The sequence below is a fragment of the Corynebacterium drakensteinense genome, from assembly GCF_041224285.1.
In the GTDB taxonomy this organism is placed as follows: domain Bacteria; phylum Actinomycetota; class Actinomycetes; order Mycobacteriales; family Mycobacteriaceae; genus Corynebacterium.
The window spans coordinates 68,589-82,649 of record NZ_JAXOFP010000006.1 but is presented as its reverse complement, the minus strand read 5'-3'; the positions used below and the strand labels follow the sequence as shown (position 1 = coordinate 82,649).

Annotated in this window: 10 protein-coding genes; 4 read left to right on the top strand and 6 right to left on the bottom strand. The window is 59.7% G+C overall.

The genetic code is table 11. The features are described 5' to 3' along the window. Nucleotides 1-12: 12 nt before the first annotated feature. The 4 genes from galT to U1140_RS05075 form a co-directional block, all read right to left on the bottom strand. Nucleotides 13-1,200, bottom strand: coding sequence for a galactose-1-phosphate uridylyltransferase (galT, locus tag U1140_RS05090; protein WP_369846453.1), 1,188 nt, complete (start codon nt 1,198-1,200; stop codon nt 13-15). A 14-nt stretch (nt 1,201-1,214) separates the two neighbouring features. Next, entirely contained in the window at nt 1,215-1,550 is a 336-nt protein-coding gene (locus tag U1140_RS05085) for a hypothetical protein (RefSeq protein ID WP_369846451.1), read from the bottom strand. Nucleotides 1,551-1,569: 19 nt separating this feature from the next. Continuing rightward, nucleotides 1,570-3,225: a sodium:solute symporter family protein gene (locus U1140_RS05080; RefSeq protein ID WP_369846449.1), complete on the bottom strand. Its 1,656-nt coding sequence runs from the start codon at nt 3,223-3,225 to the stop codon at nt 1,570-1,572. Between the two features lie 218 nt (nt 3,226-3,443). After that, on the bottom strand, nt 3,444-4,433 hold the full coding sequence (locus U1140_RS05075; protein ID WP_369846447.1) for an aldose epimerase family protein: 990 nt from the start codon (nt 4,431-4,433) through the stop codon (nt 3,444-3,446). A 312-nt stretch (nt 4,434-4,745) separates the two neighbouring features. Here U1140_RS05075 and U1140_RS05070 point away from each other — a divergent pair, with 312 nt between their 5' ends. Then, on the top strand, nt 4,746-6,317 hold the full coding sequence (locus tag U1140_RS05070) for a PepSY-associated TM helix domain-containing protein (protein WP_369846445.1): 1,572 nt from the start codon (nt 4,746-4,748) through the stop codon (nt 6,315-6,317). Nucleotides 6,318-6,358: 41 nt separating this feature from the next. Here the strand turns inward: U1140_RS05070 and betA are convergent, their stop codons facing one another. After that, entirely contained in the window at nt 6,359-8,119 is a 1,761-nt protein-coding gene (gene betA, locus U1140_RS05065) for a choline dehydrogenase (RefSeq protein WP_369846497.1), read from the bottom strand. A gap of 271 nt (nt 8,120-8,390) precedes the next feature. On the opposite strand from betA, the gene betT reads away from it, so the two are divergent. The 3 genes from betT (at nt 8,391) to U1140_RS05050 (ending at nt 13,175) form a co-directional block, all read left to right on the top strand. Further along, a complete protein-coding gene (betT, locus tag U1140_RS05060; RefSeq protein ID WP_369846443.1) occupies nt 8,391-10,571 on the top strand; it encodes a choline BCCT transporter BetT in 2,181 nt (726 codons plus the stop codon). Between the two features lie 15 nt (nt 10,572-10,586). Beyond that, complete coding sequence (locus U1140_RS05055; protein WP_369846441.1) at nt 10,587-11,477, top strand: trypsin-like serine protease; 891 nt, start codon at nt 10,587-10,589, stop codon at nt 11,475-11,477. 123 nt (nt 11,478-11,600) lie between these two features. Beyond that, on the top strand, nt 11,601-13,175 hold the full coding sequence (locus U1140_RS05050) for an aldehyde dehydrogenase family protein (protein WP_369846440.1): 1,575 nt from the start codon (nt 11,601-11,603) through the stop codon (nt 13,173-13,175). Here the strand turns inward: U1140_RS05050 and U1140_RS05045 are convergent, their stop codons facing one another. Further along, nucleotides 13,176-14,060 carry a PrsW family intramembrane metalloprotease gene (locus U1140_RS05045; RefSeq protein ID WP_369846438.1) on the bottom strand — a complete coding sequence of 295 codons (885 nt, stop codon included), beginning with the start codon at nt 14,058-14,060 and terminating at the stop codon, nt 13,176-13,178. Nucleotide 14,061 lies beyond the last annotated feature (1 nt).

Genomic DNA, 14,061 nt, shown 5'->3' with positions numbered 1-14,061 from the left:
TAATTCTGCGCACTATTGCGCTGTATTGCGTTCTAATTCTGCGACTTCGCGGAAGCGCTCGGCAATGCGCTCCGGGGTGGTATCGGAAATCCAGGCGCCCTGGCCAGACTCGCTACCAGCCAAAAACTTCATGCGCCCTGGTGAACGCATCAAAGAAAACAGCTGCAGGTGCAAGCGGCCATCATCCGGCGCATTGACCGGCGCCTGATTCCACGATGCAATATACGGCGTGCGTTCGACGCCTGGGAAGAACCGATCCATGCGCCCGAGAAGATCCAGGTACAGCCGGGTCAGTTCGTGCTTTTCGACGTCGTCCAGCTCCGCGAAATTCGGCACAGCGCGGTGCGGCATGAGCATGATTTCCACTGGCCACTTCGCAGCCGCAGGAACGAAAGCCGTGAAGTGTTCGCCCTCGACGACGATGCGCTGGCCGTCGGCGCGTTCGTGGTCGAGGATGTGGTCGAAAAGATCCGGGCCGGTTTCAGCGCCAGCAGCGCCGGTGCCAGTCCCGCCTTGCGCTTGCCGGAATTCCTGCGCCCGGGCAGCGATCTGCGCGGCACGCTCCGGAACAAACGGGTAGGCATAAATCTGCCCATGCGGGTGCTGCAGCGTGACACCGATTTCCTCGCCCCGGTTTTCAAAAGGGTAGACGTACTCGATGCCCGCGAGTGCAGAAAGCTCTTTGGTGCGGTGCGCCCAGGCCTCGACGACGGTGCGAGCGCGGTGAAAAGACAAGTCACGAAACGAAGCCTGCGAATCCGAGGTAAAACACACCACCTCGCAGCGGCCGTGGCCAGGTGCGGTGGGAACGAAAGGAGCACCGGCAGAGCCAGAATCAGCATCCAAGCCAGCCTGCGATTCCGACTGCGCCAACGACGGGAAGCGGTTTTGAAAAACCACGACGTCGTAATCGTCGGCAGGAATCTCGGTCGGCAGCTGGCCGGGACGGGTCGGTGCCAGCGGGTTTTCATTCGCTGGCGGCAAAAACGTGCGGTTCATCCGGTGCGCTGCGTAGGTGTACCAGGCACCGGTCAGCGGATCCTGCCGCAGCTGAGAGGCGCTGCTGGTCGCTGGGAGCTCGCGTTCGTCGACAAGCGCCCGAGTGCGCTGCCCCGAGACATATTCTTCCGTGTCATCGAAATAGAGCAGCTCGCGACCGTCGGCAAGCTGGGTGCGGGTAATGCGCATCGGATGCTGCATGGGAAACTCCAGACTTAGCGGGTGGTGGGTTCGCAGGATTGTGGCTCAGCTGCAGCGCTAGCCTCAGTGGCAGCGCTAGTCTCAGCCTCGTCGATTTTGATCGGGTTCGCCTTCGTCCACCAGAAGAAAATTCCGGCGGCAACCAGCATCGCCACGCCCGTCCACAGGTTGTACGAAGAATCTTTCGCGGCGCCGGTCGCGGCATCGACGCCGGGGTCCAGGAAGAGGAAGCTGAGCAGCAAGATGAGGCCGTACAAGCCCAGCAATGCGCCGATGACGTTGCGGATATCGAATGCGCCGGCGGTGTGGGAGCGTTGCGAGTTCTGGCTCGCGGATGATTTCTTAGTCATGATCGTGCGTGCTCCTTAGCTAGATGAACATGATGTTGAGGATAACGACCAGCACCAGACACAGCACACCCAACGGGACGGTGCGGCGGTACCACGGCAGGCCGTCTTCGGCGGAATCGGTCAGGTTTTCCTTCGGGGTGACGGACTTGACGAAGCCCACCAGCTCCTTGTCTGGCTTCGGCTTGGTGACCAGCGAAACGACGACGGACACCAGGATGTCGACGCCGAAGGCCAGCGAGGCCGCGACGAACGCGGTGCCCTGCCCCGGCAGGTTGAACAAACCGACTTCGGCGCCGCTGAAGGTGGCGATCGCCCAGTACACAATCGCGGAACCAGTACCGGCAACCAGACCAGCCCAACCGGCGGTCGGGGTCATGCGCTTCCAGAACATACCCAGGATGAACGTGGCGAACAGTGGCGCGTTGAAGAAACCGAACAGCGTTTGCAGGTAATCCATGACGTTGCCGAAGTTCGAGGCCAGCAGCGCGGTGAACACGGCAATCGCGGTGGCACCGATCGTCGCCAAGCGGCCCACGCCGGTGTAGTAATCGTCGTTGCGATCCTTGACGACGTAGGTCTGCCACAAGTCATAGGAGAACACGGTGTTGAACGCCGAAATATTCGCGGCCATACCGGCCATGAAGGCAGCCAGCAGACCAGCCAAAGCAACACCAAGCAGGCCGTTGGGCAGCAAATCACGCATGAGGTACAGCATCGCGTCGTTCGGCTCAGCGGAGCCATCCATCAGCGGGGTGACGGTGGCGCCGGCGATCATGCCGGGGATCACGACGATGAACGGCACGAACATCTTCGGGAAAGCACCAATGATCGGGGTTTTGCGTGCCGAAGACAGTGAATCCGCAGCCATGGAACGCTGCACCTCAACGAAGTTGGTGGTCCAGTAACCGAACGAAAGCACGAAGCCGAGGCCGAAGACCAGGCCGATGGCGGAAACGATTGGGTGGTCGAAACCGGAGATTTCCGTACCTGGCCAAGCGCTGAAGTGTCCTGGGTCGGCGACCTTTTCCTTCAGGCCGCTCCAACCGCCGACGCTGTGCAAACCGATCAAGGTCAGTGGCAGCAGGGCGGCGATGATGACGAAGAACTGCAGCACCTCGTTGTAGATGGCGGCAGAAAGGCCACCCAAGGTGATGTAGGAAAGCACGATGACCGCGGCGATCACCAGGGTGACCCACAGTGGCCAGCCCAGCAGCGAGTTGACGACCTTGGCCAGCAGCAACAGGTTAATACCGGCGATCAGCAGCTGCGCCAGGGCAAAAGACAGTGCGTTGACCAGGTGTGCGCCGGTGCCGAAACGGCGACGCATGAACTCTGGAACCGAGCGCACCTTCGAGCCGTAGTAGAACGGCATCATCACGATACCCAGGAACACCATCGCCGGGATGGCGCCGATCCAGAAGTAGTGCATCGTCTCGAAGCCGTACTGCACACCGTTGGCGGACATGCCGACGATCTCGACGGCACCCAGGTTGGCGGAAATAAACGCCAGGCCCGTCACCCAGGCTGGTAGCGAGCGTCCGGACAAGAAGAAGTCGATGGAACTCGATACCTTCGACTTCGCTGCCCAGCCGATGCCCAGCACGAACAAGAAATAGATTGCCACCAGGGTGTAGTCCACCCAGGACGCATTCAAAAGCAGGCCATCTTCCTGCATAGCGGGAACCTCCCGGAATAAATAGGCCTTCCCCCAAAGCCGATGAAGGCCGGGATATTTGGCCTGCTCGGTCCCTGCGTGAAGGAGAGTGAATACGCGCCAACCAGCGAAAACCGCCTAACTTAGGTAATCATCACTTGGTCGGTGCGTTGTGGCGTAATCATCATAACTCTAAAGGGTTGGTTTAGGGTGAGGTGGGGTCTAGGAAGGGGAAGAAACTAGACCGCAACAATGCCGAAACAAAATTGCGTGGTTGTGCCCGCGGGAAGTTCCAGCAGGCTTTTCCCACTGCGCAGCGCATTCGGCGGGCAGGTCATCGGCTCGACTGCGAGTGCGCGGCCGATCGTTGGGGCGGATTCCGGGGAAGTATAAACCTGACACCAGCCGAAATGCTCATTCGCCCATAGCTGCGCACCGTGGCCGTCGGCGTTGCGCAGCTCGATCTGGTGCGCGGATCCGTCGTCGTTTTGGGGTTTCTCCAGCCGGAAGCAGTGGTCCAGTTCGATTCCTGCCATGTGTTGTTGCTTGTCGACGATTTCCGTCGCCGGAATTTCTGGCCCCGCCGGAAGCAGGCGGTCTGGGTCGAGCGGCAGGTTCGTGGCTGCTGGCATGGATAAGGTGCACTCATCCAGCGGTGCGCCCAATGCGCTGAGGTACGGGTGCCAGCCCACGCCGAAAGGGCTGGATGCTGTGCTGGGGTGGGCGGTGCCGGTTTCGGTGCCGGTATTGGTGCTGGTATCGGTGCCAGTATCGGTGCCAGTATTGGTGACAGTGAGTTCTGCGGACAGGCCATCGTCGGCAAGCGCCCAGGTGATGGAATAGACCAATGGCCACGGCCAGTCGGTGTGCGCCGGGCCCTGCCACTGCAAAGTCACGGCGCTGGGGGAGTGCTCGGTGATTTCCCACGTAGCTTCGGCAGCAAAGCCATGTAAGGCGTTGTTGCGGTCGGTTTCGTTGCAGCGTAGACGGTGGATGGTGCCGTGGTGGGAAAAGATGCCGTCGCCGGTGCGGTTCGGCCACGGTGCGAGGAGCGCTCCCGCGGTGAACGGACGCGCGTGCTGATAGCCCGCTACCAGCGGTTTTCCGTCGTAAAGCAAGGTGGCCAGGCCAGCACCATGTGGGTCGATCGTGGCGGTGTAATTGCCAGCGGAGATCTGTAGCGCGTGATTGTGCGGTGCTTGATGATTCAACTCAGCGTGAGAAGTCATGCCCAGCAGTTTAAGCCGTGTGGTGGCAAGCCCCGCGGTGGTGTGGCTCAAGCGAGCCGTAATTGCGCATTATTCGGAGAATTGGCGAAAATTGTTAATTTAGAGGGGGTGCTAATCTAACAATTTTGCGTCGCACGCGTATTTCACTGCGAAGTTTCAACCGGTTGACTTGAAAAGATCACCAATCCGAAACGTTAAAAATTGCTCGGGAACTTTTTCCACGCGCGGTGCGACTACTTTGTGTAGTTCGCGGCTGCAGACGAGAACTTCACCAAAACAAGTTTTAGTCCCCGAACCCGAAGGCTTTTGTCCATGACTCTACGCCAAGATCGCCCAGCGCAAGCATCTGCATCGATGCCTGCTGGCGCCGTCGACGAGACCTCTGCGCGCAATTCACGTGGAGCACGCAAACCCAATGCACTTGTAGCGCTGCTCCGACGCCTGCACTTTTACGCCGGCATGTTCATCGGACCGTTCCTGCTCATCGCAGCTATCAGCGGCGCGCTGTACGCAGTCGCACCCACCGCCGAAAAACTGGTGTACCAGGACGTTTTGACCGTCACCCCGCCACCCGGGGCAGAAGGCGTTACCAACACCACCTCGCTGGAAGAACAGGTGAATAAGGCCCACGAAGCCTTCCCGGATCTGGATATTGCCCAGGTCTGGCCATCCTCGGAACCCGGCGAGACCACCCGCGTTCTGCTGATCGACGAAACCATCGATGAGGCGGAACTGCGCAGCGTGTTCGTCAACCCGTACACCGGATCGGTAGTCGGCGATGAGCCATCTTATTCCGGTCTGGGCGAGCTGCCGTTGCGCCGGTGGATTTCCCACCTGCATGAAAGCATGCACTTGGGCCCGGTAGGCGAGCTGTACTCGGAGCTGGCAGCCAGCTGGTTGTGGTTCTTTGCCTTGGGCGGCCTGGTGTTGTGGGCTTCCCGCAACAAAAAGGTGCAGCAGCTATTCGGGTTCGGTAAAGCGCGTACCGGCAAAGAAGCGAAAAATGGTGCCGATAACGATGCCAAAGACGCCAAGGACGCCAAAAACAAAGGCAGCGGACGTCGTCGCCTGGTCAGCCTGCACGGCGTGACGGGTACCTGGATGCTCATCGGCATGCTGGCGCTCTCAGTCACCGGAATCACCTGGTCTACCTACGCCGGCGGAAACGTGAACCGCACCGTGGAAGCGCTGCAGTGGCGGGCGGACCCGATCACCACGGAACTCAGTGGGGAATCAGCAGCAGAGGCAGACCCGCACGCAGAACACGCTGGCCATGGTGGCGGCGCGGCGTCCGAGGCTGAAGCTCGCGCTTGGGCCCCGGAGGAAATCGCTGAACAGGCCGATCAGGTCTTGGCGACGGCCCGTGAAGAAGGCCTGACTGGTTCATTGCGCATGTACCCAGGCGAAAGCGTTGAGCACGGCTGGCAGGCCAGCGAGCGCTGGACCGAATGGCGCACCACCTCGGATGCTATTTCCGTCGATGGTGAAACCGGCGAAGTCATTGACCGCCTGCCATTCTCCGAACTGCCACTGTTTTCCAAGCTGACTTCCTGGGGTATTTACCTGCACATGGGAATCATGTTTGGCCTGCCGCTGCAGATCTTGCTGCTGGTCACCGCGCTGGCTATCGCGGGCCTGGTGGTGCTGGGCTACATGATGTGGTGGAAGCGCCGCCCAACTCTGGGCGCGACCGCAGGTATCCCAGGGCCACGCACCAAGCTGAGCACCAAACAGTGGATCATCGTGGCGGTATTCCTGGTTGCCGTGGGCGGCTTCTTGCCACTATTCGGAATTAGCTTGGCCGCGATGCTGCTTGCCGACGTGTTGCTGAGCAAGCGCGTCGGGCAAGCAGGTGGAGCAAAAATCTCAGCGCGCGCGGTGTGATGCCACGATCAGTGCACGTGCTTAATTAGGATCGGTTTTCATTACTCCCAGGAGCTAGGCGCCTCGACGTGGTCGCGGCGCTCTTCTCCTTCGGCATACAACGGCATGTCTTGACCGGCACGGTAGAACGGCGCGTTGTTTGCTGGCAACGGGTTTTTGCCCTTGATCAAATCGGCTGCCTTCTCGGCGACCATCATCGTCGGCGCGTAAATATTGCCGTTGGTGATCGACGGGAATACCGAAGAGTCGACGACGTACAAGCCTTCGGTGCCCCAGACCTGCATGGTATCCGGGTCCACGACGGCCATCGGATCGTCCTCGGCACCCATTTTCGCAGTACAAGATGGGTGCAAAGCGGTTTCACCGTCGTTGCGTACCCACTCCAGGATCTCCTCGTCGGTCTGCACGTCTGGGCCTGGGGAGAACTCGCGGGTGCCGTGCTCGGCCATCGCGTCGGTGGCCATCAACTCGCGTGCCTTGTGCACAGCCTCGACCCATTCGCGGCGATCCTGCTCGGTGCGTAGATAGTTAAACAGCATCTTTGGCTTGACGTGTGGGTCCGCCGACTGGATACGCACCCAGCCCTTGGTGTCGGAGAACATTGGGCCGACGTGCCACTGGAAACCATGCTTGACCTTGGCCGGGGTGCCGTCGTAACGCACTGCCATCGGCAGGAAGTGGAACATCAGGTTCGGGTATTCTTCGTCGTCATTGGAACGCACGAAGCCACCGGCCTCAAAGTGGGAGGTCGCCACCGGCCCCTTGTGGGTCAGCAGCCACTGCAAGCCCATAAACGGCCAACGCCACTTGCGCAGGTACGGCTGCGAGGAGTGCGGCGTGTCCACCTCATACTGGATGTAGACCTCGAGGTGATCCTGCAGGTTTTCACCCACGCCCGGCAGTTCCTTGACGACGTCAATGCCGTGCTCTTCCAGCAGCTCACGCGGTCCGACGCCGGAAAGCTGCAACAGCTGTGGCGTGTTGATCGCACCGGAAGCGAGAATGACCTTGTCCGCGTAGATGCGTCGGGTAGCGCCCTGCCATTCGTATTCCACGCCCTTGGCGGTGGTGCCGTCGAAAATTACGCGACGGGTGAAAGCCTGGGTGCGTACCTCCAGGTTCTCGCGCTGCAAGATCGGGTGCAGGTAGGCGCGTGCCGACGAGTGGCGGCGGCCTTTTTTAATATTGCGGTCGAAAGGCGCAAAGCCTTCCTGCCGGTAGCCGTTGACGTCGTTAGTCAGCTCATAGCCGGATTCCTGCACGGATTTAAACAGTGCCTGGAACAGCGGGCTGGTGGCCGGGCCGCGGGAAAGATACAGCGGGCCGTTGTGACCGCGGCGTGGATCGTCGGCGTCTGCGCCCTTGGCGGTTTCCATCTTGTTGAAGTACGGCAGGCAGTGCGCGTAATCCCAGTGCTCCAGGCCCGGGTTTTCTGCCCACTTTTCATAGTCCAGCGGGTTGCCGCGCTGGAAGATCATGCCGTTGATGGAACCGGAGCCACCCAGCACCTTGCCGCGGGCATGCGGCACGCGGCGGCCGTTCATCTCTGGCTCTGGCTCGGTTTCGTAGAGCCAGTCGTAGTCTTTATCCCCGATCGGGAAGGAGAAGCCGGATGGCATGTGGATGAACAAATCCCAAATGCTGTCTGGGCGTCCGGCTTCCAGGACGACGACGCGGGTATCAGGGTCTTCGGTCAAGCGGTTGGCGATGACCGAACCCGCGGAGCCTCCGCCGACGACAACGACGTCGCTGACCTCATCGGTGACTGGCGCCGATTTCTTGGCTGCTGTCGCGGAATTCAGGGTATTAAACAGTCGCGAAAAAATGCTCACGCTGCGTCCTTTCTACTGCTCATGCCCACGGCGGGAGCCGTGCGCGAATCGACAATCCAGCCTAGCGACGAAAAATAGACCTAGCCAATAAGTGTGGGATGGTATACAGTCAAAAAGCTTGGAATCTGAGAATTGGTTCAAAACTGAATCAAAAAATCCGCACAGCCACAACGGTCGTCGCAGCGACATAAACGGGGTTGGCGCAACGATACAACGAGACACAACAGCAGAACCTAAGGAGATGGTGGTGGCTGAACAAGCTGAACCGCAGTCGGCCGATAACAAAACCACGGATAATAAGGCCTCGCGCTTTATCCCGCGGGCGCTAGTGGGCACCTTCCGCGCCGAAACTGGTTATGACCACGGTGATGACGTACCAACGGCGAAACCGAACTGGGTCGTGTTTGGTTTTTCCAGCGTGATCATTTTGGCGATCGCGCTGTATACCTTCCTGGCGACGGAATCTGCCGAAAATAACCTGAACGCGATCACCAGCTGGATCGCCACCAACTTCGGCTGGTTTTATATTTTGACTGCCACCGCGGTGGTGATCTTCGTGCTGGTCGTCGCGTTTTCCCGCACCGGCAATATCCGCCTGGGGCCGGATCACTCGCGTCCGAAATACAGCCTGTACACCTGGGCGTCGATGCTGTTTGCCGCCGGCATCGGCGTCGACCTGATGTTCTTCGGCGTTGCGGAACCACTCACGCAGTACTTTGAGCCGCCAACAACGGACCCAGAAACCTATGCCGCGGCGAAAGAAGCCGTCGCCTGGGCGATGTTCCACTACGGCATCGTCGGCTGGGCCATGTACGCGCTGATGGGCATGGCTTTCGGCTACTTCGCCTACCGCCTGAATATGCCGTTGGCTATCCGTTCTGCTCTGTACCCGATCATCGGCAAGCGCATTCACGGCGCGGCCGGCCACACGGTGGAAATCGCGGCGATGCTGGGCACCGTTTTCGGTATTGCAGCCTCGCTGGGTATCGGCGTGGTGCAGCTGAGCTACGGCTTGCACATCATTTTCGACGTCGAGCTGACCATGGGGCTGCAGGCCACCCTGGTTGCCGTCGGCGTGATCGTGGCGACGATTTCTGCGATCTCGGGCGTCGACAAGGGTATTCGTCGCCTTTCGGAGCTCAACGTGGCCGTCGCCATCTTCCTGGGGCTCTACGTTTTGATCGCCGGCAAGACCGCATGGCTGCTCAACGCGCTGATCGATAACGTCGGCACGATGCTGGCGACTTTCCCGTCGTGGGTGATGGACACCTACGCCTATGCGGATGATCAGGAAGCCGTCGGCGCGTGGATGGAAGCCTGGACGCTGTTCTTCTGGGCATGGTGGATCGCGTGGGCAACCTTCGTCGGCTTGTTCCTGGCACGCATCTCTCGCGGACGCACCCTGCGCCAATTCGTCATCGGCACCTTGATGTTCCCATTCCTGTTCATCGTGCTGTGGATGTCTTTCTTCGGTAACTCCGCGCTCGATCTGGTTATGGGCGGCAACAATGAAGAATTCGCCGAAACCGCGATGGCACAGCCAGAATCTGGCTTCTACGAACTGCTGGGCACCTATCCGGGTGCATCGGCCCTGATTTTGCTGGCCACCCTGTGCGGTTTGCTGCTGTACATCACCTCGGCGGACTCCGGTGCGCTGGTGATGGCGAACTTCACCTCGCACATCGTGGACCACCGCCAGGATGGTGCGCCGTGGTTGCGCGTGTTCTGGTCGCTGACCGTTGGTGTGCTGACCCTGGGCATGCTGGGCATTGGTGGTGTGGCCGCGGTGCAGGCGGCGACAGTGATTATGGGCTTGCCGTTCGCGTTCGTGATGTGGATGGTGATGTTCTCGTTGTGGAAGTCGCTGCGGCAAGAAAATATCCAGCGTGACTCGCGCGCGGTGGCCTTGCACTCCGCGATCGCCGGTCGCGTCGGCGGGGCGCGGTGGAAATCCCGGATTGGCCGTGCCAACCGCTGGCCAAACGACGAGGAAATCACCGAGTACTTCGAGAACACCGCTACCCCTGCGCTGGAGAAGCTCTGTACCGAATTGCGCAGCGAAGGCCTGGATGCCCGTTTGCTGACCAGCCTGGTACCGGAGTGTCAGCTGCCGCAGCTGGACCTGGAAATTCAGCTGGGCGACGAGCGCGAGTTCCGTTATCAGCTGTACCCAATCCAGACTGAAAGCCCGGATTTCGTGGACGGAAATAGTGATTATTATCGCTTGGAGGTCTTTGATAACAACGGATCCATGGGCTTTGATGTCTATGGCTACGACGAGGATCAGCTGATCAATAACGTGCTTGACCTCTACGATCGCCACTTGGAGTACCTGCACATGCAGGCACCTCTGCGCGGTTCTTCGGACCTGTCGGATAATTCGAATCCGGTTCGTAGTTGGAAGGAAGACTTCTCCGAATAAAGTATTGTATTGCGCATGAGAATAAATAAGATTGCGCTATCTTTTGTTGCCGCCGCCACAATGGCGGTAAGCAGCATCGCCACCCCGTTCGCTCACGCGGTACAGGGTGGCACTCCGGTCTCGGATGACGATGCAAACGCGAAAAACGTCGTCATCGTCTCCGGATGCACCGGCACCGCCATCAGCCCACACTGGGTGCTGGCCGCACGACATTGCTTCGGTGACGGCACCACCGCAAAGCTGGTACGCACCGGAATTGAAAAGACCGGTACTAAAGGCTCCGAAGAGGTCTATCACGCACCAAGTGGCGATATTTCCTTGGTGCGCATGTCTACGCACTCCTCATTTGATTTTGACAGCTACCCAGAGCTGGCCACTGAAGAGCCGAAACCAGGCCAGGTTGGAACCTTCTACGGCTGGGATAACACCAAGCACGAGCGGCTGCCGCATTCGCAGGCTGAGGTGCAAGGTATGTACCAGGACGGTAGCTACGACAACGGCAAGATGTATACCGTGCACCACAAAGATGGTGCGTATTCGCAGCCTGGTGATTCCGGCGGGCCGTTCTTCATCAACGGCAAGCTCTCTGGTGTGGCTTCTGCAATTTCCGGTGACGGCGTGCCACTGAATTTGGCCGATATCTCGGCGCAGCTGGACTGGATCAAACAGACCATGGCGGAAAACGGTGACGAGCCGAACCTGGGCAACGGCGCGGTCAATGGTATGGACAAAATTTTGCAGGAGAAGGGGCTGAAGAAGCCGGGGGCGGAAAAAGATAAAGAGAGCGGGCAGCAAACTCAGGAGCAGGCACCAAATCCAGAGCAACCGAAACCTGGAAAGCAGCAGCCAGCGAAACCTGCGCGGCCAAACCAGGGCAGCCCGTTGCTGTCGTCGTCTAGCCTGTAAAACCCGCAAGCGTGAGCAAACTTGCACAGCGCGTGGCCACCTTTCGCAGTAAAATTGGGATTTTCAGAAACGATGAGACCCCAAGCGAAAGGTGCCATTTTGACCAACGCGAACAATCGCAGCATGTTGTTTGACCCCACCACCACGGATTTGCTTGCCGACGTCTACCGCGCCGGAAACGACGCACCGGCCAGCTTGTTTATCGGTGGCCAGTGGCGCCAGGCACAAGAAGGCGGCACTCGCACCATCAGCTGCCCAGCCGACGGCACCACGGTGGGTACGGTTTCGGAAGCCACGGATGAAGACACCATCGCGGCCATCAAAGTAGCGCGCGAGACTTTTGAATCCGGCGTGTGGTCGTCGGTTCCGGCCCGCGACCGTGGCCGGTTGGTTATCGGAATCGCAGATAAAATCCGCGAGCACAAAGAACTTTTTGCTGCCGCGGAATCCGCTGATACCGGCAAGCGCTTCGAAGATTCTCTGGTGGATATGGATGATATCGCCGCTGCCTTTGAACACTTCGGCACGTTGATCGGCCACCAGGCTGGCCGGGTGATTGACCCTGGTATGGACAATGTGCGCTCGCGCATTGATCACGAACCAGTCGGCGTCGTCGGCATGGTCACCCCATGGAACTACCCGCTGCTGCAGGTTGCTTACAAGGTTGCCCCGGCTATCGCTGCTGGTAACACCTTCGTGCTGAAGCAAGCAGAACTCACCCCGCACACCGCCATGCTGCTGATGGCGGTGCTGAAGGAACTCGGTCTGCCTGACGGCGTTGCGAACCTGATCACCGGTGCCGGCGCTGCCTGCGGCACCCCACTGTCGACGCACCCGGACGTCGACATGGTCTCGTTCACCGGTGGCCTGCAGACCGGCAAGCTGATTGCCCGCAACGCGGCAGAAACTGTCAAGCGCGTGGCCCTGGAGCTGGGCGGCAAGAACCCGAACATCATCTTCGCGGATGCTGACTTCGATGTGGCCGTCGACAATGCCCTCAACGGTGCGTTCTTCCACTCCGGCCAGGTATGTTCGGCGGGCTCGCGCATCTTGGTGGAAGAATCGCTGCACGATAAATTCGTTGCAGAATTCGCTAAGCGCGCCAACAACATCAAGCTCGGCGGCCCGACCGACGACAAGGCTGAAACCGGCCCGCTGATTTCCGCTGAACACCGCGAGAAAGTGGCGGGTTACGTCGACGAAGCCCGCGAGCATGGCGCGAAAATTCTGTCCGGTGGCCGCATCGCCACCAGCGAAGACACCAACGGCCAGCACGGAACCGGCCAGTCGGATCTGGGCGCAGGTTTTTATTATTTGCCGACGGTCATCGACGGCGTCGACCGCAATGCCGACATGGATTTCGTCTACGACGAAGCCTTTGGCCCAGTCGTGACCATCGAAACTTTCCGCGATGAAGACGAGGCTCTGGAGATCGCCAACGACACCATCTATGGTCTGACGGGCGCAGTGTTTACCACCGATGCGGGCAAAGCCGAACGCATTGTGCGCGGGCTGCGCCACTGCACCATCTGGATCAACGACTACCACCCATACCTGCCGCAGGCAGAATGGGGCGGCTACAAGCAATCCGGCAACGGTCGCGAGCTAGGTGAGGTCGGCCTGGCGGAATACCAGGAGCACAAGCACGTTTACCACAACCTGACTCCGACCGTGCACGGGCAGTTTGGCCAGCAGTAATTAGTGAGCCGGCTGCTTATTCGGTGACTCACTGCTTGGTAACTGGTTGCTTGGTAACTGGCTGACCGCCGTATACAACTCGTTCTGGGGTTTGGCCGCTTTGAACGCGGCCACCCAGACGTAGATAAACGCTGAATACAGCACCAGGCCGGTGACGATCTTGCTGCCGATCAGCAGCACGAGGTTGTCGCCAAGAATATTCCAGCCGAAGTGACAGGCGAACGCCACGGCAAACCAGCCCAGCGCGTGGGCCAGGCGCCACGGTAGCGACTTGCCCGTTGCAAACAGGGCCCAACCGATGCCCCAGCCTGCCAAACCGGTAAATGCGATGTGCAAAAACGGGCCGAGGAATACTCGCGCGCCCCAAATCTGCAGCACACCGATGATGTCCGAGGACGGATGAATCGGCGACATCACGATGCCGTAGAGCAGGTTTTCAAAAGATTCAAAACCTAACCCGACGAGCATGCCGATGACAAAACCGTGCCACGGGCGGTTGAGCTGCCGAAACGCCAATAAAATGAAAACCACGCCGGTGGCTTTCGCGATTTCTTCCGGGTAAGCCCCGCCCCAGGATGCAGCCGTTGTGGTTGCCCCGGTATACGCGGCAAGGTCAATAATCGACGGCGCACTCACCGACACCAATGCATAACTGGTGCCCGCGCCCCACAGCACCGCCAACAGCGCCGGGGCCCAGCCGCGATCCGGCCATAATCGGGTGCGACGCACCACCGCGATGAGCACGGCCAAATACGCCACGGTAAACACGGCGCTGATCGCAGCCGGGGTGGGCAAAGCGAGGGCATTCGGCAGCACAGGAAGCGCCATGAATGGCAGCCCCACCAGGATGAATAAGAACAGTGAATAGCGGAATAGTTTGCTCATG

Coding starts and splice junctions, on each gene's coding strand:
- galT (WP_369846453.1), bottom strand. CDS start 1,200: ATGCAGCATCCGATGCGCATTACCCGCACCCAGCTTGCCGACGGTCGC.
- U1140_RS05085 (WP_369846451.1), bottom strand. CDS start 1,550: ATGACTAAGAAATCATCCGCGAGCCAGAACTCGCAACGCTCCCACACC.
- U1140_RS05080 (WP_369846449.1), bottom strand. CDS start 3,225: ATGCAGGAAGATGGCCTGCTTTTGAATGCGTCCTGGGTGGACTACACC.
- U1140_RS05075 (WP_369846447.1), bottom strand. CDS start 4,433: ATGACTTCTCACGCTGAGTTGAATCATCAAGCACCGCACAATCACGCG.
- U1140_RS05070 (WP_369846445.1), top strand. CDS start 4,746: ATGACTCTACGCCAAGATCGCCCAGCGCAAGCATCTGCATCGATGCCT.
- betT (WP_369846443.1), top strand. CDS start 8,391: ATGGTGGTGGCTGAACAAGCTGAACCGCAGTCGGCCGATAACAAAACC.
- U1140_RS05055 (WP_369846441.1), top strand. CDS start 10,587: ATGAGAATAAATAAGATTGCGCTATCTTTTGTTGCCGCCGCCACAATG.
- U1140_RS05050 (WP_369846440.1), top strand. CDS start 11,601: ATGTTGTTTGACCCCACCACCACGGATTTGCTTGCCGACGTCTACCGC.
- U1140_RS05045 (WP_369846438.1), bottom strand. CDS start 14,060: ATGAGCAAACTATTCCGCTATTCACTGTTCTTATTCATCCTGGTGGGG.